Raw genomic sequence first — 21,452 nt, 5'->3', positions numbered from 1 at the left:
CCCTCCGGGCGCATCCGAAATCGCGCCGCAATAAGACGTAATCCACTGAAAATGCTGAAATAACATCTCCGATACTTTCAGCATCTATCTCCGGGTCAGCCTCCCGTTTGACGGTATGGCTGGCGGTATGGCGCGTCTTTTTTCAACCGAAAAACGCATATACCGTCAGGGGGCAAGAGAGCTTCTGACGGTATATTTCCTGGCTTAAACACTTGTAAGTGCTAAATAAAAATCATGTCAGGCGGCCCAATTTTGTCCAACCGCAACACTGATGCGCAGCTCCTCGATGACATCAACCTTTGTTGATTTCCACGCGGAACTGAGCCGGGCAGGCGCATAATTTCCAGTGAGAACTGAGCCATGAGAACCTTCTCCCGAAGCGGCGATCGGCGTGGGTAACGGATTGATCCACATGGGACTTTTGAACATCCTTCGTCGGATGCACCTGCGACAGAAGCTGTCGAGCCGAGAGATCTCCAAGCGCACGGGTTTGTCGCGCAACACTGTGACCGGGCATCTTGCGGCAGAGACGGTGGAGCCGAAGTTCCCGACACCGGAGCGTCCGGGCAGGCTTGATCCCTTTGCCGGGACGCTGGCGGGTTGGCTGAAGACCAATGCCGGGAAGTCACGCACCGGGAAATCACGCAAAGGGCGGCAGACACCGAAGAAGATGCACGCCGATCTGGTGGCACTCGGCTTCACCGGCTCCTGCAGCCGGGTTGCGGCCTTCGCGCGGGAATGGCGGGCTGATCGGCAGCGCGAGCAGCAGACAACCGGACGCGGGACGTTTGTTCCGTTGGCTTTCCGCCCCGGCGAGGCGTTTCAGTTCGACTGGAGCACGGATTTCGCGGTTGTCGGCGATGAGCGCAGGAAGCGTCAGGTCGCCCATATCAAGTTGTCGCACAGCCGGGCCTTTCTCTTGCGGGCCTGCCCCCTTGCAAACCCATGACCTCAGCCATCGGTCTCGAACCGATGACGCCCGATGGCTTCGATGTTCGATGCGCACTGGCACGCGTTCAGGGTCCTGGGCGGCATGCCGGAACGCGGAATCCATGACATCGAGCCATGAGCTGCCACTGGTTCAAGGCCATGGCGCGGGAAGACGGCTGTGGATCGTGTCGGCCGAGGCAAGGCCCGCGAGGTCAACATCCGCTTTCCCGCGCCATGGCGAACCACCATGTCTTCGAGCCAGAGTTCTGCAACCCGGCGGCAGGGTGGGTCGAGCCAGCGTGTCGCCACCGGTTCGAGACCGCTGGCGAGGGGGGCAGATCGAGAAGAACCTCCGCGACTCCCGCCACCAGAGGCTGCAAGGCATGCCAGACTTTCCTGATCTTGCCGCGCTGAACGCCTGGCTGGAGGAGCGCTGCATCGCCCTGTGGCACGAGACCGCCCATGGCGCATTGCCCGGCACGATCGCGGATGTCCGGATTGACGAGAAAGCCACATTAATGCCGCTGCCGACCGCATTCGATGGCTGCGTCGGGATCGGCAAGCGGGTCTCGCCCACTTGCCTGATCAGCTTCGGGCGCAATCGCTACAGTGTTCCGGCGTCCTTCGCGAACCGGCCTGTCAGCCTGCGGGTCTATCCTGACAGGCTGGTCGTCGTGCTGGAAGCACGCCATTGGCGTGACGCGGCAGAGGGCAACATCCTGTGTGAACATAGCCGGGTGATCGCGCGCAGCCACAAGTTGCCCCCGAAGACGATCTGCGACTGGCGGCACTGTCTGGCGGTCGCGCAAAGGAAGCCCGGGGCTCTTCGCAATGGCGCGCCATTCCTGGGATTGCTGTCTGCCTTCCGCCAGTTGCAGGATCAAATGCCACGCAAACAAGGCGGTGACCGCGCGATGGTGGACATCCTTGCGCCTGGCCGATCTGTGTGGCATCCGCACGCCCACCGCCAGGCTGGAACTGGCTGACACCTCTTTTCCGGTGGCGCTTATCCAGCGCTTCGATCGAAGAGGGAGCGCGCGAATTCCCTATATCTCGGCGCGCACGGCGCCTGGTAAAGCCGGGGCGGAGCTTGGCTCCTACGCCGAGACGGTCGACTTCATTCGCGCCTATGCTGCCGATCCGCAGGCCGACTTCCGTGAACTTTTCCTGCGCCTGATTTTCACGATCCTTGCGTCCAACAAGCCTTGTGTCCAACAAGGACGACCGCCTGAAAACCATGCCTTCCTCTATGTGGAAGGCGGGCAATGGCGGCTGTCTCCGGTGTTCGACGTCAACCCGGCTCCAGATCGAAATCCCCATCTTGAGACGGCGATTTTGGAGGGCGGTGCGCACGACCGCTCCATATCGCTCGCACTCGAGGCCTGTGAGTTTTTCGAGATTCCTCCCGATGAGGCAAGACGGATGGTGCGCGACACGGCTCGCCGCATATCGGCAGGATGGCGCGAAGCTCTGCGTCAGGTCGGCGTGTCAGATGCGCTGGCGCGTGATTATGAGCCAGCCTTCGCAAATGCCCAAACTGAGGTTGCTATGGCCGTTTAATCAAATCTGACCGGTAGCGGGTGGGAAGTTGTCAGATATGATGAGTTTGGTTTGGAAGATGCCCGTCAACGCTTAGTTTCGAGGCGGAACGATGCTTCTGAGACGCACCATGGAGAGGCGTCAAAGCCCGAATCCTTCTTTGCCGATGAAAAATTCGATTGTGGATCGGTATGATGGGATTCTTGCGAACACTTTCGCCGCCTGAGACCCGAATTTGGTCCGGCAACCATCATTGGCGACAGATAGCGAAATTTGCGACTGGCTGTCGAACCCCAAAAACCAATATTTTCATAAGCACTGGCTTGGCGTCGGTGGCTCCGACGGCATAACGGTTTTCGAAAGTTTTTTTATTTTCAAATATTTAGTATATTAAGTCGATAATTGAGTGGGAATAACCGGCGAACGGGAACAGCCGCGCGGCAAAATATCGCCGGCCCCGCAGTGAACGCCGTGTCACAAAGCTGTGACGCGGCGTCAGCGATTGACGCATCCCCTCCCTTGTTCCTAGCCTTTCTACAGGGAGACCCATCCTGGGTATGAGGGAAAAATGATTAAACTGGTTCTGACCTGTTCAGCGCTTGCGCTGACGGCCGTATCCGCTCAGGCTGGCGGTGTTGAGCGCTCGCATTCGCCCTATTCCATCCTTTGGGAGAAGGGCAATTATGTTGAGCTGAGCTATGGCCGCATCATGCCCGATGTCAGCGGCGTAAGCCCGCCGGCGCTTGGCAGCCTGAATTCGGGCTCGATGCTCTCCGATTACAATCAGACGACGCTGGCGTTCAAATATGCTCTGACGCCGGATCTGGATCTGGCGCTGGTGATCGACCAGCCGATCGGCGCGGATGTCGCCTATCCTGGCGGGCCGCAGGGGGGCTCTACGGTCGCCTATCCCGTCTCGCGCTCGAATGCGGTCGTCGACTCGAATGCGGTCACCGCGCTCCTGCGCTACCGGATCAACGAGAACTGGAGCGTCCATGGCGGACTGAAGGCGCAGCGCACCAGCGGCCAGATCGAGATCTTCAACCCGAACCTGCCGGGCGGCCGTTATACAATGGACAGCTCGACCGAGACCGATATCGGCGTGCTGCTGGGCGCGGCCTATGAGATCCCCGATATCGCGCTGCGCGTCGCTTTGACCTGGCAATCGGCGATCAAACATGACTTCACCGCGACCGAGACGCTGCCGGGCTTTCCGGGTGGGCCGGTATCGCGCGACACCGCTTTCGAGGTCGAGGTGCCGCAATCCCTGACCCTCGATTTCCAGTCCGGCGTGGCCGAGGATACCCTGGTCTTCGGCTCGGTGCGCTGGCGCGAATGGGGCGCGTTCAACATCACGCCGCCCTTCTATTCCAGCTTCGGCTCCTCGGATCCGCAGAACCCGACAAACAGCCTCGTCGCCTATCCGCGCAATGTCGTGACCCTGAACCTCGGCGTCGGGCGCAAATTCACCGAGAATTTCGCGGCCTCGATCTCGGTCGGCTACGAGAAATCCAACGATTTCCGCACCTCAAATCTCGGGCCGCATAACGGGATGAAAAGCATCACCATCGGCGCAAGCTATACCCAGGACAACTGGAAATTCTCCGGCGGCGTCACCTATGCCAAACTCGGCGATGCCACCACCTATGCGCCGATGAATGGACAGTTCAAAGACAACGATTCGGTCGCCGTCGGCTTTAAGGTCGGCTACTCGTTCTGAGCTCCCGGCCCGCCGGCACCTATCGGCCCGCCCCCTCCCTGCGAAGCGGCTGGCCGTCGCGTCCCGCACGCATCCCATCCCGCGCGCGGCAGCCGCCGGCGGGGCGGCCTCGATGGCCGTCTCGCCGGCGGCCCCCGATCCTCTCGCCCCCCCTTTGCCATTGCACCGCCCCCCGCACGGGACTATCTCACTCTGACCCCGAGCGAAGAGGCCCGTTATGATCTACCCGAACGGTGAGGCTTATCTCAAAGCCCCGAACAAGCAGATCCTGCTTTTCGGCATGTCGGGTCTGGGCAAAACGCATCTGTCGAACATGCTGCGCGCCGCCCCCGCCGATCAGGGCGGCTGGTTCCATTACTCGGTCGATTACCGCATCGGCACCCGCTATATGGGCGAATATATCGCCGATAATTTCAAACGCGAGGCGATGAAGGTGCCGCTGCTGCGCGAGCTCCTGATGTCGGATTCCGTCTTCATCGCCTCGAATATCACCTTCAACAACCTGGCACCGCTGTCGACCTATCTCGGCAAGCCCGGCGATCCGGCCAAAGGCGGCTTGCCCTTCGCGGAATACATGATCCGCCAGGACCAGCATCGCGGCGCCGAAATCGCCGCGACGCTTGACACCAAACCCTTCATCGCTCGCGCCAAAGATCTCTACGGCTATCAGAACTTCGTCTGCGACACCTCTGGCTCGATCTGCGAGGTGGTGAACCCCTGGGACGAAGAGGACCCGGTGATGACCCAGCTCAGCCAGACCCTCCTGATGGTCTGGATCAAAGGCTCTGATGCCCATACCGAGGAACTCGTCCGCCGCTTCGACCGCGCGCCGAAACCGATGTATTACCAGCCCGATTTCCTCACCCGCATGTGGGAAGAATACCGCGCCGACTACCGGGTCACCGAGGAAAACTGCGACCCCGACCATTTCGTGCGCTGGACCTATGCGAAGGCCCTCGCCCACCGCCAGCCGCGCTATGCCGCCATGGCCGAATGGGGCGTCACCGTCACCGCCGAAGAGGTGGCCGAGGTCGCGAGCCCTGCGGATTTCGACGCGATGATCGCCACCGCCATCAACCGCGCCATTGACCGCAACGCCAGCGACACCTAACTCAGCTGCCTCTCCTCCTGAACCTGGCATTACAGCAAGGATAAGCCATGCCGATCACCCTGCCCGAGACCCTGCCCGCCTATTCCGTCCTGCAAGACGAAGGCGTCATGGTCATGTCGCCCGAACGGGCGGCCAGGCAGGATATCCGGCCGCTGAAAATCGGCCTTCTCAATCTGATGCCGAAAAAGATCCAGACCGAGAACCAGTTTGCCCGGCTGATCGGCGCAACACCTTTGCAGATCGACCTCTCGCTGATCCGGATGAGCGAGCATCAGACGAAAAACACCGCCGCCGAACATATGGAAACCTTTTACCGCCCTTTCCAGGCGGTAAAGGATGAGAAATTCGACGGTCTGATCATCACCGGCGCGCCGATTGAGCACCTGGATTTCGACCAGGTCACCTATTGGGACGAGCTCCGGCAGGTCTTTGACTGGACACGCAGCAATGTCCATTCCACCTTCGGCGTCTGCTGGGGCGGCATGGCGATGATCAACCATTTCCACGGCGTCGGAAAACACATGCTGGGGCAAAAGGCCTTCGGCTGCTTCCTGCAGGAAAACGTCGCCCCCGCCTCACCCTTTCTGCGCGGCTTCTCGGATGACTGCTTCATCCCCGTCTCGCGCTGGACAGAAATGCGGCGCAATGAGATCGAGGGCGTCAACGGCATGCGGATCCTGCTCGACAGTGCCGAGACCGGCCCCTGTCTGGTCGAGGATCCGGGGCTGAACGCGCTCTATATCTTCAACCATTTCGAATATGAGAATGACACGCTGAAACAGGAATATGATCGCGACGTCGCCAATGGCACGCCGATCAATATCCCCTGCCATTACTATCCCGGCAATGATCCGGCAAAGCCGCCGCGCAATCGCTGGCGCTCGCATGCGCATCTGCTTTACGGTAACTGGATCAACGAGATCTATCAGCACACGCCATTCGACATGCACGATATCGGCGGCTGAACAGGGAAAGCCGAAGGGGGACCGGGATGGGCAAGGACAAGACAGAGCTGCCATTCGACGGCGCAATCAGCCGCTATTTCCGCAAGGATGCACCGAAAGCCATCCGCGAGGTGATCGAAAAGGCGGATAAGGACGACATCCTCACGCCGGGCTTCCCCTATTCCGAGGAAATGAACCGCAAGGATTATGAGGCCGCGATGGAAGGGCTGCAGCGCCAGCTCGTCCGCCTCCAGGCCGATGTGAAGGCCACCGGCAAGCGCATCGTCGTGGTGTTCGAGGGCCGCGATGCCGCCGGCAAGGGCGGCACCATCGCGCGCTTTCGCGAGAACCTGAACCCGCGTGTCGCCAATGTGGTGGCGCTGCCGGCGCCCTCGGATCGCGAGAAGGGCCAGTGGTATTTCCAGCGCTATATCGACTGGCTGCCGGCCAAAGGCGAAATGGTGCTGTTCGACCGCAGCTGGTATAATCGCGGCGTGGTCGAAAAGGTGTTCGGTTTCTGCACGGACGCGGAACGCGCCACCTTCTTCCGCCAGGTCCCCGAGTTCGAGCATATGCTGGTCGATGAGGGCGTCATCCTGATCAAGCTCTGGCTTGAGGTCGGCCGCGCCGAACAGCTCAGGCGCTTTCTCGACCGCGAGCAGGATCCGCTGAAACAGTGGAAACTCTCGACGATTGACATCGAGGGGCTGGCGAAATGGGATGACTATTCCAAAGCCATCGCCGAGACTCTGACGCTTGGCCATTCTCCCTATGCGCCCTGGACGGTGATCCTTTCGGATGACAAGCGGCGCGCAAGGCTGGCCGCGATCCGCCAGGTGCTCACCCGTGTGGATTACAAGGGCAAGGATGAGGCGGTGATCGGCGCCATCGACCCCCTGATCAGCGGCGGCCCCGAGCGGATGCCGCGCGGCTGACGCCCCGCGCATGGATCCGGGCATGAGCACCAAACGCGGCTATCACCACGGCAATCTGCGCCAGGCCCTGATCGAGGCCGCGCTTGAGCTGATTGCCGAGAAAGGCCCGCAGGGCTTTACCCTTTCCGAGGCCGCCAAGGCCGCCGATGTCACCCCCGCCGCCGTCTACCGCCATTTTGCCGGTCGCGACGATCTGATCGCCGAAGTGGCGCATCAGGGGTTCGGTATCTTTGCGGCGCTTTTGGAATATGCCTGGAATGAGGGGCGACCCTCGGCGCTTGCAGGGTTCGAATCCATCGGCCGCGCCTATCTGGCTTTCGCGCGCAAATATCCCGGCCATTACCAGGCGATGTTCGAAAGCGGGCTGCAGCCGGGCAATCACTCCGCTCTGGCCCAGGTCGCGACCGAAGCGCGCGGCATCATGGAAAACGCGGCCGAAGCGCTGCTGGCCGTGCTGCCTGCCTCGCGCCGCCCGCCCGCCACCATGGTCGCAGCCCATATTCGCGCCACCAGCCACGGGATTGTGGAACTCTTCCTGCGCGGCAATGGCGGCAGCCTCCCCTATTCGCCCGAAGACCTGCTGGAGGCCTCGGTCGGCATCTATCTGCGCGGGCTCGGCATCCTTCCGCCCGACAGATAGTCTGACAGGCAGGTGGCAGACAGGATGGCAGAGAGGTCTAGCGGCCAACCCTCGGAACATTGCTCTGGCTGATACGATATTGGGCATCGGGATGCGGCGGATGGCCCTCGGTGCGGCTCCAATAGTCGCGGCCGCCAAGGCGCAGCCAGACCGGCGCTGTCAGCACGATCCCCGCGACAAAGCCCCCGGCATGGGCCATATAGGCCACCCCGTCGCCCGGCACCGCAAAGCCCGAAAAGAGCTGGATGGCAAACCAGATCCCCAGCACGATCCAGGCCGGCAGGGTGAAGATGCGAAAGAAGATCACGATGATCACGATCACATCGACCCGCGCTTTGGGGAACAGCAGCAGATAGCCGCCCATTACCCCGGCAATCGCTCCGGAAGCACCAACCATCGGCACCGTCGAGCCCGGATCGGGCAGCGCCTGGCCGATCGCCGCCGCCGCCCCGACCGCCAGGTAGAAAAGCAGGAACCCGATATGCCCCATCTCGCTTTCGAGATTGTCTCCGAAGATCCAGAGAAACAGCATATTGCCGGCCAGATGCATCCAGCCGGCATGGATGAACATATGTGTCACCCACATTTCCGGCCGGTGCAAAGACCACATCTCGGCCGGAATGATGCCCCAGGAATAGTAGAACCCCATCAGCCAGCGCTCTGATCCGCCCGGGAAATAGACCAGAAACACCACCACATTCAGCGCGATCAGCGCGAAGGTGACGAAAGGGATGCGCCCCGAAGGGTTATGGTCACGGATCGGAAACATGGGGGTGAGCCTTGCCCGGGCTCCCCCCTCCGGTCAAGCCGGCTTATGCCTCCGCCACCTCCGACAAGAGTTTCGCATTACCGCCTGACGCGGTGGTGTCGATGCAGACATGGCGCTCAAGCGTCACATGGGCGCGGTCGGGGGCGCCGGTGATCAGGGGCAGGATGGCGCCTTTGCGGGCGGCAAGCGCGCGGGTATAATCGCGCGCCGTCGCCTCTTCGCCCCAGTAAAGCACAGCGCTGAAACCCTGCAACCGGGTCAGCGCGGCAGGGTCAAGCCCATCGGCCTGAACCGCCACGCCGCCAAGGGCCGTGACCGCATTGGCCTGCGCCGCAACCGCCGCCGCCCCCGGCCCGAGGCACAGCAGCGGCGCCCGCGCGAAATGGCCCAGCCGGTTCGACTCGCCGGTCGGGCCGGGCAGGTCCGTCGGCTCGGGCACAGCCGGCCTGGTCGCCGAGGCCAGCGCCCGGGCAATATCCGCCTCGTCGCTCACCGCCCCTTTGCTGCCGGTAACCGGCGCCGCCTGGCGGGTGAAGCGGGTCAGGTAATCCGGCCCGCCTGCCTTGGGTCCGGTTCCCGACAGACCCTCGCCGCCAAAGGGCTGGCTGCCCACCACCGCGCCGATCTGGTTGCGGTTGACATAGATATTGCCGGAATGGATGCGCTCGACGAAATGCTGCACGCGGTCGTCGATCCGGGTATGGAGGCCAAAGGTCAGCCCATAGCCGGTGCCGTTGATCTCATTGATAACCTTGTCGATTTCACCGGCCTTAAAGGTCGCCACATGCAGGACGGGGCCGAAGATCTCGCGCTCCATCGCGGCGATACCATCGACCCGGATCACCGCGGGCGGGGCGAAAGTGCCGATGCCCGGCACCGCGCTTTCCTTGACCAGCCGCCCGGCGCCCCGGGCCTGATCGACATGGGCGCGGATGTTTTCCAGCGCCTCGGTATCAATCACCGGCCCGACATCGGTGGTCAGAAGACGCGGATCGCCGATCGACAGCTCATCCATCGCGCCTTCCAGCATCTCAAGGATCGGGGCGGCGATATCTTCCTGAACATAAAGACAGCGCAAAGCCGAGCAGCGCTGGCCCGCCGACTGGAACGAAGACGCCACGATGTCGCGCACCGCCTGTTCCGGCAGCGCGGTGGAATCGACCACCATCGCATTCATCCCGCCGGTCTCGGCAATCAGCGGCGCGCCTGGGGCAAGGTTTTCCGCCATCGCCTTGCGGATCAGCAATGCCACCTCGGTCGAGCCGGTAAAGGCCACACCGTCCACGCGCGGGTCAGAGGTGAGCATCGCCCCCACATCGCCCTCACCCGGCAAGAGTTGCAGCGCAGTGGCCGGCACCCCGGCCTGATGCAGCAGACCAACTGCCAAAGCGGCAATCAGCGGCGTCTGTTCGGCGGGCTTGGCCAGCACCGCATTGCCGGCAGCCAGAGCCGCCGCGATCTGACCCGAGAAGATCGCCAGAGGGAAGTTCCACGGGCTGATACAGGTGAAGCGGCCCCGGGCCGGCGCACTCAGCGCCTCGGCCCCATTGGCGTAATAGCGCAGAAAATCAACCGCTTCGCGCAGTTCGGCCACCGCGTCGGGGGCGTTCTTGCCCGCTTCGCGCGCCAGCAGCGCAAAGATCTCGCCGTAATGCGTCTCGTAAAGACCGGCGGCGCGGCGCAGCACTTCGGCGCGGATCGCAGGCCCGGCAGCCCAGGGTTCGGCCAGCCGCAAAGCGGTATCGACATCGGCTTTCGACGCCGCCAGCACAGGGCCAACAACCGCGCCATTGGCCGGGTTCACCACATCCGAGCGCAGCGCGCCGGCAGCACGGCCAGCGAGCATCGGGCCTGCCTCGAATACGCGCTCCATAAAGGGCGCAGTCGCCGCTTCAATAGCGCGCAGATCACCGCGCGAGGTCAGATCGAAGCCCTTTGAATTCAACCGGCCCGGGAAGATCTGCGGCCCTGGCGGCACGGCGGGATTCTCGATAGGAGAGACGGTTTCCATGAAATTCAGCGGGCATGCGGCGACCTGCCCGGGGCTGACATCCTCATCGACAATCTGGTTCACGAAGGAGGAATTGGCACCGTTTTCCAGCAGGCGGCGCACCAGATAGGCCAGCAGGTCGCGATGCGCGCCCACCGGCGCATAGATGCGGCAGCGGGTGTTCTGGTCGGCATGGACGATTTCATGCAGCCGCTCACCCATGCCATGCAGGCGCTGGAATTCATATTGCTCGGGGCGGATGCCCGCCGCCGCCGCCATATCCAGCACCGCCGCCACCGTATGCGCGTTGTGACCGGCGAATTGCGGGTAGATACGGTCTGTCATCGACAGGAGCTTTTTCGCATTGGCGATATAGCTCACATCGGTGGCCTGTTTGCGGGTAAAGACCGGGAAGCTTTCCAGCCCCATCACCTGGGCGCGTTTGATCTCGAAATCCCAATAGGCGCCCTTGACCAGCCGCACCATGATACGGCGGTTGAGCCGGGTCGCCAGATCGTAAAGCACGTCAATCGCCGCCCCGCAGCGCCGACCGTAAGCCTGGACAACAACGCCGAACCCGTCCCAGCCCGCCAGCGACGGGTCTTCCAGCGTGGCCGCAATCACCTTCAGCGACAGATCCAGCCGGTCTGCCTCTTCCGCATCGACATTCAGCCCGATCCCGGCCGATTTCGCGAGCCCCGCCAGCGCCCGCAATCTCGGCACCAGCTCATCCATCACGCGGGCCTCATGGGCCATTTCATAGCGCGGATGGATTGCCGAAAGCTTAACGGAAACCCCCGGATTGGCACCGATATCCCTGCCCTTCGCAGCCGCCGCAATCGCGGTGATCGCCCGGGTGTAGGAAAGGTGATAGCGCCGCGCGTCAGCTTCGGTCCGTGCCGCCTCGCCCAGCATGTCATAGGAATAGGTATAGCCCTTTTCCTCCAGATCCTGCGCGCGTTTCATCGCCTTTTCAATGGTTTCGCCCAGCACGAACTGGCGGCCCATCTCTTTCATCGCGCGGGTGGTGGCGGTGCGGATCACCGGCTCGCCCAGCCTGCGGATGGCACCGCGAAGATGGCCGGCGATGCCCGGCCCGCGCTCGTCCAGCACCTTGCCGGTCAGCATCAGGGCCCAGGTCGAGGCATTGACCAGCGACGAGGCCGAATGGCCCAGATGTTTGCCCCAGTCCGAAGGCGCGATCTTGTCCTCGATCAGCGCGTCCATGGTCGGCGCATCGGGCACCCGCAAAAGCGCCTCGGCCAGACACATCAGCGCGATGCCCTCATCGGTTGAAAGCCCGTATTCGGCCAGGAAGACCTCCATCAGCCCGGGTTTTGCCCCCGAACGGATGCGCCGCACCAGATCGGCGCCCGCAGCCGCGATGCGGTCGCGGTCCGCCTGATCCAGCCCGCTTTGCGCGATCAGCGCCCTAACCAGATCCCCTTCGGGATGAAGACTGCCATCAGCGACCATATCAAGCGAATTTATCATGCAGACCTCCTGCGTTTTGACTATGATACACCCAATCTGTCAGTCGGTTTTCCCGTTCTTTCCGCAAACGCTGGCCATAATGGCCAGAAAAGGGTGATTTTACATGCCTCAGCCCCTCGCTGATCTCGATCGTTTCGACCATGCGATTCTGCGCATCCTCGCGACCGAGGGGCGGATTTCGGCGGTAGAGCTCGCCCGGCGGGTGGGTCTGTCGAAAAGCCCTGTCCAGGCGCGGATGAAACGGCTTGAGGAAGACGGGGTGATCGCAGGCTACCGCGCCATTCTCGACCCGGTGAAAATGGGGCTGTCGCATGTGGCTTTTGTCGAGGTGCGGCTGGCCGATACCCGCGAGGCGGCGCTGCAGGCCTTCAACCGCGCGGTGATGAGCGTGCCCGAGGTCGAGCAATGCCATATGATCGCCAGCCGGTTCGACTATCTGCTGAAGGTGCGCACCGCCGATATCGCAGATTACCGCCGGGTGCTGGCCGAACGCATCTCGGCGCTGCCGCATGTGGCGCAGACCTCAACCTATGTGGCGATGGAGGCGGTGAAGGAGGCGCTTTGACGCCAGACCGGCCCGTTTTTCTGAGGCCAAACCGGCCCTGGCCGTCAGACCAGAGCGACGCGAGGCTTGCAGCGCATGACCTGGCTGCGCCAGCATCGGCCGAGCATCCCGGAGGAAAGCCATGTCCGAACACCCGCCCGAACACCCACCCGTCCAGCGCCCTCAGGCCGAGCCCGTCACCCATATCGACGATGAACGCTTCCGCGTCACCGAATGGCGCTTTGCGCCCGGGGCCGAGACCGGCTGGCACCGCCACGGCCATGATTATGTGATTGTGCCGCTGACTGACGGCACGCTGGGCCTCGATCTGGCTGGTGGCGGGCGGGCCGAGGCGGCATTGACGCAAGGTCTCCCTTATTCGCGCCGGGTGGGCGTCGAGCATAATGTGACCAATGCCGGCCCCGCGCCGCTCTCCTTTCTTGAGGTCGAGGTGGTCGATGATGTGCGGGATCAGGCGCGGCTGGCTGTGATGGCGCGGCTGATGGATTGCTTCAACGCCCGCGACCTTGACGGGCTGATGGGCTGCATGTCGGCGGATCCGGCCTTTCGCGGCTCTGCCGGGCCGCTGGCTGAGGGCGTGATCCATCAGGGCCAGGCGGCAGTGCGCGCCTCATACGCGGCGCTGTTCGACGCCTTTCCGCGCGCGGCCTGGCTTGAGGGTGCGCATCATATCGCGGGCGAGACCGGGTTTTCGACCTGGCGCTTTCAGGGGACCGATGCTGCCGGGTCAGAGGTCGATGTCAGGGGCTGCGACATTTTCCGCTTTGAGGGCGATCTGATCGCGGTGAAAGACAGCTATCGCAAAGCGCGCAGCTGAACTCCGGGCCTCGCCCCGTCACAGGCAGCGTTCGCGGAAAACGTTCACAGGCAGCGATTACGGGCAGCGATTACGGGCGGCGTTTGGTCAGCCGCACATCGCCCGTGCCGACCGGCTGGTCACCGCCCCAGCCCAGATGGCGGTAAAATCCCTCGGCCCGGCTGTTGCGCTCGGTTTCCAGCCAGATTTCCGCATGTTGCGCGAAAAGCGCCGCCTCGGCCCGGGCGACCAGTGCCCGTCCGATGCCGCGCCCCTCGGCCTCCGGCAGCACAAAGGCCGCGAAAAGGCTGGCTTCCTCGGGGTCAATCAGGGCAAAGCCAGCCACCCGGCCCGCCTCCTCCGCCACCCAGGCAGAGCCGGGCGCGCTCAGCATCGCCGCCACGCTTTGCCGCGTGATGCCGAGCGCCGCCAGCTCGGCCTCGGTCAGCACATTCTCCCGCACCGCAAGACGGATCAGGAAGATTGCGGGCACATCGGAGGGCGCTGCGGGCCGGATCGCGACCATCCGCTCAGTCGATTTCCAGCATCGCCGAGACCGGCGCCAGTTCAACGCTGGCGGCGCGGCCCTCGACCGCCCATTCCAGCAGCGCCGTCACCGTCTCGGCATTCCCGGCACGGCCGAAGACGGTCACGCCGCCCTCTTGCGCGGCCTTGAAAGCGGCGCGGTCGAGATAGCGGCGGATGACCGGCGCCGCCTCCCCCCCGGCATCGAGATCGCGGAAGATCACCGCCGCGGGAACATCCTCGCGCTTTGCCACCTGGTCGGCGGCGTTCAGCCCGACATTCCAGGTGACAAGGCCCCGCCCCTGGGCTGCGATTTCCGGCACGACAAGGCTGGCAAGCGGGCGGTCGCCCTGAAAGCCGCGCTCGGGCACATCCATCGCCGCCACGGCCTCGGGCAGCGCCCGCGCCATCGCATCGAAGGCCACCGCCACATCGCTGGCCGCAGCACCTTTCGGCAGGCCCGAGGTGAGCATGATCACCTCTTGCCCGGCCGCGCGGTAGAAAGCGGCGATCTCGGCGGCATTGGCAAGCTGCGGGTCGATGGCAAAGCTGACCGGGAAGGGCAGATCGGCCAGCGCCGCACGGTCCAGCGCGGCCGAGCCGTCATCCATCAGGATCACCGCGAAACGGGGCTTGTTGGCCGGGTTTTCAAACGCCCGCGCAAAGGCTATGCGGGGCTGGCCGGTCTCATCTGCCAGGGCCACCTCTTCGGCAGGGCTGTCGCCAATCCGCGGCAGACGGCTGGAACCCTCGCCCGTCTCGCGGCTGACCGAGCCGCTGCCGGGCAGCGTCGAATTCTCGTCCAGGGTGATTATCTTTGCCGGCGCATCGCCGGAGGGCTGATCTGTGGGGGCCTCCGCTGCCGGGGGCTCCTCAGCCAGATCCGTTTCCGGGGACGCACCTTCGGCGGGCTGGCTTTCCGTGACCGGCTCTGCCGCCTCCTGGGCAGGGACTGGTTCGGCGGGGGTGACCTCGACGGGGACAGCCTCAGGAACGGTTTCGGGTATAGTTTCAGGCACAGTTTCGGCGGGGCCTGCTTCTGCCAGCTCCTGCGTGTCGGCAGGCTCTTGCCCGGCAACGCCTGCGGTCGCCGGATCAGCGCCGTCGGGCCCGGCTGCAACGGTATCAGTGGCTGGCTCTGCCGGAACAGGCTCTGTTGGGGCAGAGCCCTGCCCGGCTGCATCAGCCGGGGTCGCGGGCTGTTCACCCTGCGCCGGAACCAGCGGGGCCGCCCCGGGGGCAATCTCAGCCGCCGGCAGCCTGTCGAGAATCACGAATTCATCTCCCGCCGGCAGCACCGGCGTCGCAGCGCCCGGAGCGACCTCTTCCAGCAACTGATCCGCCGCCATCTGCGCCAGCATCAGCTCCTCTTCAACAGTCACAGGCGGCGGCTCAGGCGCCAGAACCAGCGCCGGCGCACTGTCTTCGGCGGGGTCTGCCGGGCGTGATGCCGCGCGGGCCGTTCCGGTCTGCCCGTCACCGGTCTGCCCGTCACCGGCCGACCCGTCACCGGTCGACCCGTCACCTGCAACAGCCGCACCAGGCTGGCCATCCGGCAGCGTGGCGGCTTCGGGCAAGGAGGCCAAAGCGGCAGGCGGCGTCACGGCTGCACCGGACGTGTCGGGAATTCCCGCAATTTCCGGCGCGGCCTCGGGGGCTTTGGGCGAAGCGGGCAGCGTCTCGCTGGCAGCATCAGCCAGACCGGCCGGCTGATCGGGGACGGACGCGACCGGCGCCCCCCCCCCGGAAAGCGCGGCCTCCAGCGCGGCGGCAAGCGCCGGATCGGCGGGCTGCTCCGCCACGACCACGGGGGCATCCATCAGCTCCGGCGCGGCCGCGAAATCAGGGAGGGTGTCGGCGATACCAGGATCGGACAGCGACAGCTCTGCCGGTTCCGGAGCTGCGGCAGGTGCCTCGTCAGCCGGCAAAGCTGCCAACGCGCCGGCATCGGGAGCCGGTTCGGCTGTGTCAGGGGTGCTGTCAGCAGCCGCCACCTCACCTGCCGCCACAACTTCGGCAGCCAGCGCTTCTGTCGCCGGAACCTCGGCGGTCAGATCAGGTGATCCGGTCCCGGCGTCAGCGGCAGAGCGGGTCCCGGGAGCGACCACATCTGACGGCTGAGCCGCATTGTCCGGAACCCCCGGTTCCTGAGCGGCAGCCTCAGAAGCCAGAGCTTCGGGCGATTTCGGCGCTTCCTGCCCGGCACCCGCCACGCCCACCGGAATGGCGCTGCGTTGCTGCGGGAAGGGGCCGGAAAGAGAAACGGAGACCAGCGCAAGAACGCCGGTCCCGACCAGACCACCCAACCCCGCCCCAAGAAGGAATCTGCCGAACAATTGTTTCTCCATGCCGCTCAACCGCTCAAACCCCTCACACCGGTTACCTGGCAGAAGAATGCTGCCAGCCTGCCACATCCCTGCCGTCTTTACCGAACCGACCTGCGCGGGCAGACGGCCTGTTGCCGCCATGCCTGCTGCGTTTGCTGCCGGCGCCGGCTTGCGGGCCAGAATATCCGACTGATTGTCGCTTTATAGCCCGCGAAACAGTGCGCTTCACCCATTTTCCGCAACTGTGGGTGAAAAGCCGCTTTGTGAGCGCCCGGATCCCGGCTGTCACCCGCCGGATCCGGCCCCGATCGCTGTCGAGATCAGATGTCGAGTTCCCAGCCATCGGGAAAGAAATCGAATTTCAGCGCGATCTTTGTCGCGGCCTCTTCCCATTTCCAGATCTCTTCGGCGCTGATCGGGATCGGGCCGATCGAGGCGAGCAGAATCTCGTCCTCATCTTCCTCAGGGCGGCTGACGCGGTAGCCGGCCGCAGCCAGCGCGCGGGTGATGCCGGTCCAGTCGGCATCCTCCAGCTCGGGGAAAAAGGCGAAATCCACCACCGCGCGGGCGGGCAGCTTTACCCCTTTCGACTCGCGGAACGTGTCGAAGGTCTCACGGCGCTGGAAATTGTAATCATGGCTCATGGCGCCAGTGATATCCGAGCAGGCGGCCCGGCTCAATCACCCGAATGGCGCATGCCGGGCGGCACAGCGCCCGGGCCGGATGCCCAGCCGATGCCGCAAAAGCACATAACGCCCCCAGAAGGCCCTATTGTCCAGGAATAGCCCCATCCCCGCCGCCGGAACGCCGGCACTCTGCCCGCTCTTCGACATGCGGATGTTTATACTTGACCGCAAAGCGATGGGCGGATCACATCCATCACATCGCTGTGATCCACCGGATGCACCGCGCCCGGCCTTTCAGCATCGGAGCCTTCTTTTGCGTGCCCTGTCCATTCTTTCCGCCATTGCGATCCTCGTCAGCCTGCTTCTGACATGGACCGGCCCTGCCCTGCCGATGCCGCCGGTCACCCCTTGGGACCTGATCCGCTCGCTGGAGCCTGATGTCGAGGCGCTGCGCAATTTCGTGTCGAACTCGCCCGGCGAGCTGGTGGCTTTCCTTGCGACCTTCGTGCTGGCTGCGCTGTTCCTGTGCCTTGTTCTTTTCAACCTTCCCTCGCGGATGATCGGTCTGCTGGGGGGCGGGCTGGGTGTCGGCCTTATGGGCTGGACGGTCTGGAATATCAGCAAAGGGACTGCCGGCCTGCCGGTGCCGGTCAATGTCGATATCGGCAAGGCCAATGAAATCGCCCAGGCGGTGACCCAGCTTGCCGGGCCTGGCGCCTGGGCCTGGGCGGGGGGATCGCTTCTCTTGCTGCTGGCCTCGCTGATCGGCTGGGACCGGCGTTGATCGGGCGCTGATCGGGCGCTGCGCCAGAAATTGCAAAAGGGCGCAGCCGGCTGGCCGCGCCCTTGTTTCTTTTCCCGGGCAGATCGGGCGAGGCGCGTTCAGCCTTCAGCCTTCAGCAATGCCAGAGCCGCAGCATGGATCCCGGAATTGGCGGCGGCCAGCACCCGGCCGCCCTTGCTGCAATCGCCGCCATCCCAGGAGGTGACGATGCCGCCCGCAGCCCGGATCACCGCCATCGGCGCCTGGATGTCATAGGCCTGGAGCCCGGCCTCGATCACAAGGTCGATCTGCCCCGCCGCCAGCAGCGCATAGGCGTAGCAATCCATGCCGTAGCGGACCAGCTTCACCCGGTCAGCCACATGGCGGAAGGCGGTATATTCCGCCGGGCTGCCGATCTCGGGGAAGGTCGTGTAAAGGAAACTTTCGCCGATGCTGCGTGCGGGGCGCGCCTGCAGCGGCCTGACCCCATGCGGCCCGGCAACGCGGGCCAGGCCGAAACCACCCTCGAACCGCTCCCCGATATGGGGCTGGTCGATGATGCCGTAAACCGGGCCGGTCTCATCCCTGACCGAGATCAGTACGCCCCAGGTCGGGCTGCCGGTCAGAAAGCCCCGGGTCCCGTCGATCGGGTCAAGCACCCAGGTCAGGCCCGAAGTTCCGGGACTGGCGCCATATTCCTCGCCGAGAATGGCGTCCTGCGGGCGCCTTGCCGCAAGGATCTCGCGCATCCTTTGCTCGGAAAGCCGGTCGCCCATGGTGACCGGATCGAAGCGGGCGGTTTCCTTGTTATCGGCGGCAAGGTCCGGGCGGCGGAAATAGTCCAGCGTGGCGATCCGGGCCGCATCGGCCAGCGCATGCGCGGTGGCGATCAGCGCGTTGATCTCCTCCAGCGGCAGCCCGGCGGCAAGGCCTGAGCCGGGGCGGCGGAGCGTTGTTTCGGAAAGGGTCAGGGAATCAGATGTCATCGGCTCACCTCACTGGTCACTCCGGCGCTAGCCGTGGCGGGAGGAGAGGTCAAGAAAACCGTAGGACAACCGGCAGAGCCGCGCCGCAGAATGCTGGCCTTTGCCAGGGTCAATGTCAGGGCTTTGCGCTGCCGAACCGGGAGGCCCGGATTACCACCCATAAGGATTACCGTGCGGAAGGATTGCCGTGCGGACGGATCGGCGGCGGAAATCCGACACCGGGACCGCCCCGCATGGAGAATCTGGCCCGTAAACCCGCCCGGAAAACAACCCGGCGCCATCCAGGCCAGATGCGGGGATAATCCCCGGGCGCTGTCAGGACGCCCGGGCAAATCCGTGATACCCACCCCGCACAGTGTCGGGGCAGGCCGGAGGGTGTTGGCTCAGGCTGCGGAAAGCACGCGGGCCAGATCAAAGAGGCGGCGGCGCTGCGCCTCGGGGATCGAGTAATAGGAGCGCACCAGCTCAAGCGCCTCTTTATCGGCCATCATGTCGCCCTGGGAGCCATGGCTTTCGGCGCCCTCGGCGAGCCCTTCGAAGAAGAAGGCGATCTGCACCCCAAGCGCATCGGCAATATCCCAGAGCCGCGATGCGCTGACGCGGTTCATGCCGGTTTCATATTTCTGGATTTGCTGAAATTTGATGCCAACCTTATCGGCGAGTTGCTGCTGCGTCATCCCCACCATCCAGCGGCGATGGCGGATACGTTTGCCCACATGGGCGTCAACCGGGTGCTTCATTCTAAACTCCGTACGACTTCTACCAGTAACCAACCGCAAGTGAGCCACCAATCAGGCTCCCTTGCAGATATACAAGCATATTTCATGCCAAATCCACAGCCATGCGTGCTTTTCTTAAATTGAATATTCTATTAACCATAAATCCCGCAGCTTTCGGCCCGATGAATTATCCGATTGCGTAATTTCCCCGGAGGCGTCTGGGCAACTTTACCTATAGATGCTTTGCCCCTGCGACCACTCGCCCTTTGGGATATCTCTATTTTGCGTCTCATTTTGACAATTAATCTCATTATGAGACGCACTTTCAGTCCGCCCTTTTGCGAGACCCTGTAATCCGGACAATAAAACCATTTGCTTTCTGGCAGTTGAGCGGGAACTGTCTGGCCTATGCAGAATGGGAGCTTGCGGATGGCCCAAATGAAAGCCTGGCAAACTGTGACCGCCGGCCGGCCTGCCGAGCTGCGTGAGGTCGGGATTCCGCAGCCGGGCGCGGGCGAGGCCCTGGTCCGCATGGCGGCGGCGGGGCTGAATTTCGCCGATCTTCTGATGAATCAGGGGCGCTATCAGGTGCGCCACACCCTGCCCATGACCGGCGGGCTGGAGCTTTCCGGCAGCCTCGCGGCCCTCGGGCCCGGGACCGCGGGCCCGGCAATCGGGGCGCGGGTGGCGGCCCTGGTCCCGAAAGGCGCCTTTGCGGAATATGCACTCGTGCCGGTCGACGCCCTGGTGGAACTGCCCGAGGCGATGGATTACGCCACGGCAGCGGGGTTTCAGATTGCCTGGGGCACCTCGCATCTCGCGCTGGCCGGCAGGGCGCAGCTGCGGGCGGGGGAGACCCTGTTCGTCACCGGGGCGGCGGGCGGCGTCGGGCTGACGGCAGTGGCCATCGGGCATCTCATGGGCGCGCGGGTGATCGCCTCGGTCAGGGGCGCCGAGAAGGCCGCCATCGCGCGCGCAGCCGGCGCCGATATGGTGATCGACAGTGACGAGCCCGATCTGAAAGAGCGGCTGCGCGCGCTTGGCGGCATTGACGTGACCTATGACACCGTGGGTGGCCCCGGCTTCGACGCCGCGATGCGGGCGACGCGGCCGGGCGGGCGGATGCTGGCCATCGGTTTTGCCGGCGGCGAGGTGCCGCAGGTGCCGCTCAACCAGTTGCTGGTGCGCAATATTTCGGTGATCGGCTTCTGGTATGGCGGCTATGCCGGTTTCGCACCGCAAGCGCTGGCCGCGAGCCTCGGGCAGTTGCTTGACTGGTGGCAGCAGGGACGGATCCACCCGCTGATCTCGCAGCAACTGCCGTTTGACCGTCTGGAGGAAGGGCTTGAGACCATCAGGAGCCGCAATGCGACCGGAAAACTGGTGCTGCTGGCGCCCTCATCGTGATGTGATGGTATGGCTCCCATAGGCGCAGCGCAGCTCGGAGAGCAGCGCCGCCGCAACCTCGCCGCCGGCATCACCGCGCATAGTGTCCAGCGCATAGAGGCCGATCTTTGTCTGGCCCAGCGGTGGCAGCGCATTCTCGCCTGAAATCGGCTGGGTGGCCTCGGGCAGACCGCCGGCGATCCTGATCGTCACCGCCAGATCGGCCGCGACCGAAGCATCGACCACCTGGTCGCTTTCGCCATCCACCGCCATCTCCCAGGGGATGCCGGCCTCATCCAGCGCGGTTTGTGCCAGCGGTCGGAAGATGCAGCTTTGCTTGAAGCCCAGCCGCAAGGGCCGGCGCTGCCAGCAGGTGCCGTCAATCGCGCCGATCCAGTGCAGCTGGCGCGCATCCAGCACCTCGGCACCGGGATCGGGGCTCTCCTCGGTGGTCAGGATCACATCGAATTTGCCGCGCGCGAAATCCTCTTTCAGATGCAGCGTGAACGAGGAGACGAGGTTGATCCGCATCAGCGGATAGCTTTGCCCCAGCCGTTTCAGGATCGGAGGAATGGCCGGATAGACAATATCATAGGGCACACCCAGCCGGATCTCGCCCTCATATTGCCCCTTGCCCAGCCGCGACAGCGCCTCGTCATTGATGTCCAGCATCCGCCGCCCATAGGA

General features: G+C 64.0%; 19 protein-coding genes and 1 pseudogene. 11 read left to right on the top strand and 9 right to left on the bottom strand.

From position 1 onward, the window contains the following. Positions 1-237 precede the first annotated feature (237 nt). Complete coding sequence (locus tag DRF71_RS27865) at positions 238-414, bottom strand: hypothetical protein (protein ID WP_198672045.1); 177 nt, start codon at positions 412-414, stop codon at positions 238-240. On the opposite strand from DRF71_RS27865, the pseudogene istA reads away from it, so the two are divergent. The 7 genes and pseudogenes from istA to DRF71_RS02305 form a co-directional block, all read left to right on the top strand. Beyond that, a pseudogene (gene istA, locus DRF71_RS28365) lies at positions 413-1,862 on the top strand (IS21 family transposase); the annotation flags it as partial. The gene DRF71_RS27865 and the pseudogene istA overlap by 2 nt on opposite strands. A gap of 1 nt (position 1,863) precedes the next feature. Then, positions 1,864-2,490: a type II toxin-antitoxin system HipA family toxin gene (locus DRF71_RS02330; RefSeq protein WP_232831362.1), complete on the top strand. Its 627-nt coding sequence runs from the start codon at positions 1,864-1,866 to the stop codon at positions 2,488-2,490. Positions 2,491-3,037: 547 nt separating this feature from the next. Continuing rightward, positions 3,038-4,189, top strand: coding sequence for an OmpP1/FadL family transporter (locus tag DRF71_RS02325; protein ID WP_112308985.1), 1,152 nt, complete (start codon positions 3,038-3,040; stop codon positions 4,187-4,189). Between the two features lie 217 nt (positions 4,190-4,406). Next, the gene (locus tag DRF71_RS02320; RefSeq protein ID WP_112308984.1) at positions 4,407-5,300 is read left to right on the top strand and encodes an ATPase; all 894 of its coding nucleotides are present in this window, start codon (positions 4,407-4,409) and stop codon (positions 5,298-5,300) included. A 47-nt stretch (positions 5,301-5,347) separates the two neighbouring features. After that, a complete protein-coding gene (locus tag DRF71_RS02315; protein WP_112308983.1) occupies positions 5,348-6,265 on the top strand; it encodes a homoserine O-acetyltransferase/O-succinyltransferase family protein in 918 nt (305 codons plus the stop codon). Between the two features lie 26 nt (positions 6,266-6,291). Further along, positions 6,292-7,179 carry a polyphosphate kinase 2 gene (ppk2, locus tag DRF71_RS02310; RefSeq protein WP_112308982.1) on the top strand — a complete coding sequence of 296 codons (888 nt, stop codon included), beginning with the start codon at positions 6,292-6,294 and terminating at the stop codon, positions 7,177-7,179. Between the two features lie 22 nt (positions 7,180-7,201). After that, positions 7,202-7,819, top strand: a complete 618-nt coding sequence (locus DRF71_RS02305; RefSeq protein ID WP_112309929.1) for a TetR/AcrR family transcriptional regulator — start codon at positions 7,202-7,204, stop codon at positions 7,817-7,819. Between the two features lie 37 nt (positions 7,820-7,856). Here DRF71_RS02305 and DRF71_RS02300 read toward each other — a convergent pair whose 3' ends face one another. Both DRF71_RS02300 and putA read right to left on the bottom strand, forming a co-directional pair. Next, positions 7,857-8,588, bottom strand: a complete 732-nt coding sequence (locus DRF71_RS02300; RefSeq protein ID WP_112308981.1) for a rhomboid family intramembrane serine protease — start codon at positions 8,586-8,588, stop codon at positions 7,857-7,859. A 43-nt stretch (positions 8,589-8,631) separates the two neighbouring features. Beyond that, positions 8,632-12,072: a bifunctional proline dehydrogenase/L-glutamate gamma-semialdehyde dehydrogenase PutA gene (putA, locus tag DRF71_RS02295; protein WP_408634514.1), complete on the bottom strand. Its 3,441-nt coding sequence runs from the start codon at positions 12,070-12,072 to the stop codon at positions 8,632-8,634. A 103-nt stretch (positions 12,073-12,175) separates the two neighbouring features. Between putA and DRF71_RS02290 the strand changes: the two genes are divergently transcribed. Both DRF71_RS02290 and DRF71_RS29190 read left to right on the top strand, forming a co-directional pair. Further along, positions 12,176-12,637: an Lrp/AsnC family transcriptional regulator gene (locus DRF71_RS02290; protein WP_112308980.1), complete on the top strand. Its 462-nt coding sequence runs from the start codon at positions 12,176-12,178 to the stop codon at positions 12,635-12,637. Between the two features lie 121 nt (positions 12,638-12,758). Beyond that, positions 12,759-13,454, top strand: coding sequence for a nuclear transport factor 2 family protein (locus tag DRF71_RS29190; RefSeq protein ID WP_112308979.1), 696 nt, complete (start codon positions 12,759-12,761; stop codon positions 13,452-13,454). 70 nt (positions 13,455-13,524) lie between these two features. Here DRF71_RS29190 and DRF71_RS02280 read toward each other — a convergent pair whose 3' ends face one another. From DRF71_RS02280 to DRF71_RS02270, 3 genes are all read right to left on the bottom strand, one after another. Beyond that, positions 13,525-13,959: a GNAT family N-acetyltransferase gene (locus DRF71_RS02280; RefSeq protein WP_112308978.1), complete on the bottom strand. Its 435-nt coding sequence runs from the start codon at positions 13,957-13,959 to the stop codon at positions 13,525-13,527. A gap of 4 nt (positions 13,960-13,963) precedes the next feature. Then, on the bottom strand, positions 13,964-16,294 hold the full coding sequence (locus tag DRF71_RS02275; RefSeq protein WP_157970881.1) for a divergent polysaccharide deacetylase family protein: 2,331 nt from the start codon (positions 16,292-16,294) through the stop codon (positions 13,964-13,966). A 311-nt stretch (positions 16,295-16,605) separates the two neighbouring features. Further along, complete coding sequence (locus DRF71_RS02270) at positions 16,606-16,929, bottom strand: ribonuclease E inhibitor RraB (protein ID WP_112308976.1); 324 nt, start codon at positions 16,927-16,929, stop codon at positions 16,606-16,608. Positions 16,930-17,224: 295 nt separating this feature from the next. Here DRF71_RS02270 and DRF71_RS02265 point away from each other — a divergent pair, with 295 nt between their 5' ends. Then, entirely contained in the window at positions 17,225-17,695 is a 471-nt protein-coding gene (locus DRF71_RS02265) for a hypothetical protein (RefSeq protein ID WP_112308975.1), read from the top strand. Between the two features lie 98 nt (positions 17,696-17,793). On the opposite strand, the gene DRF71_RS02260 is transcribed toward DRF71_RS02265, so the two are convergent. After that, positions 17,794-18,660 (bottom strand): inositol monophosphatase family protein, encoded by an 867-nt coding sequence (locus DRF71_RS02260; RefSeq protein ID WP_112308974.1) that lies wholly within the window; start codon positions 18,658-18,660, stop codon positions 17,794-17,796. A gap of 383 nt (positions 18,661-19,043) precedes the next feature. Next, complete coding sequence (locus DRF71_RS02255; RefSeq protein ID WP_112308973.1) at positions 19,044-19,400, bottom strand: helix-turn-helix domain-containing protein; 357 nt, start codon at positions 19,398-19,400, stop codon at positions 19,044-19,046. Positions 19,401-19,817: 417 nt separating this feature from the next. Here DRF71_RS02255 and DRF71_RS02250 point away from each other — a divergent pair, with 417 nt between their 5' ends. Further along, on the top strand, positions 19,818-20,786 hold the full coding sequence (locus tag DRF71_RS02250; RefSeq protein WP_112309927.1) for an NADPH:quinone oxidoreductase family protein: 969 nt from the start codon (positions 19,818-19,820) through the stop codon (positions 20,784-20,786). On the opposite strand, the gene DRF71_RS02245 is transcribed toward DRF71_RS02250, so the two are convergent. Further along, positions 20,778-21,452: LysR substrate-binding domain-containing protein (locus DRF71_RS02245; protein WP_232831257.1), on the bottom strand; the 675-nt coding region annotated here is incomplete at its 5' end. The two genes, DRF71_RS02250 and DRF71_RS02245, sit on opposite strands and share 9 nt — an antisense overlap.

This window comes from Pseudogemmobacter bohemicus (assembly GCF_003290025.1).
Classification (GTDB): domain Bacteria; phylum Pseudomonadota; class Alphaproteobacteria; order Rhodobacterales; family Rhodobacteraceae; genus Pseudogemmobacter; species Pseudogemmobacter bohemicus.
Note: the sequence above shows the minus strand (reverse complement) of the source record. Positions and strands in the feature narration are given on the sequence as shown.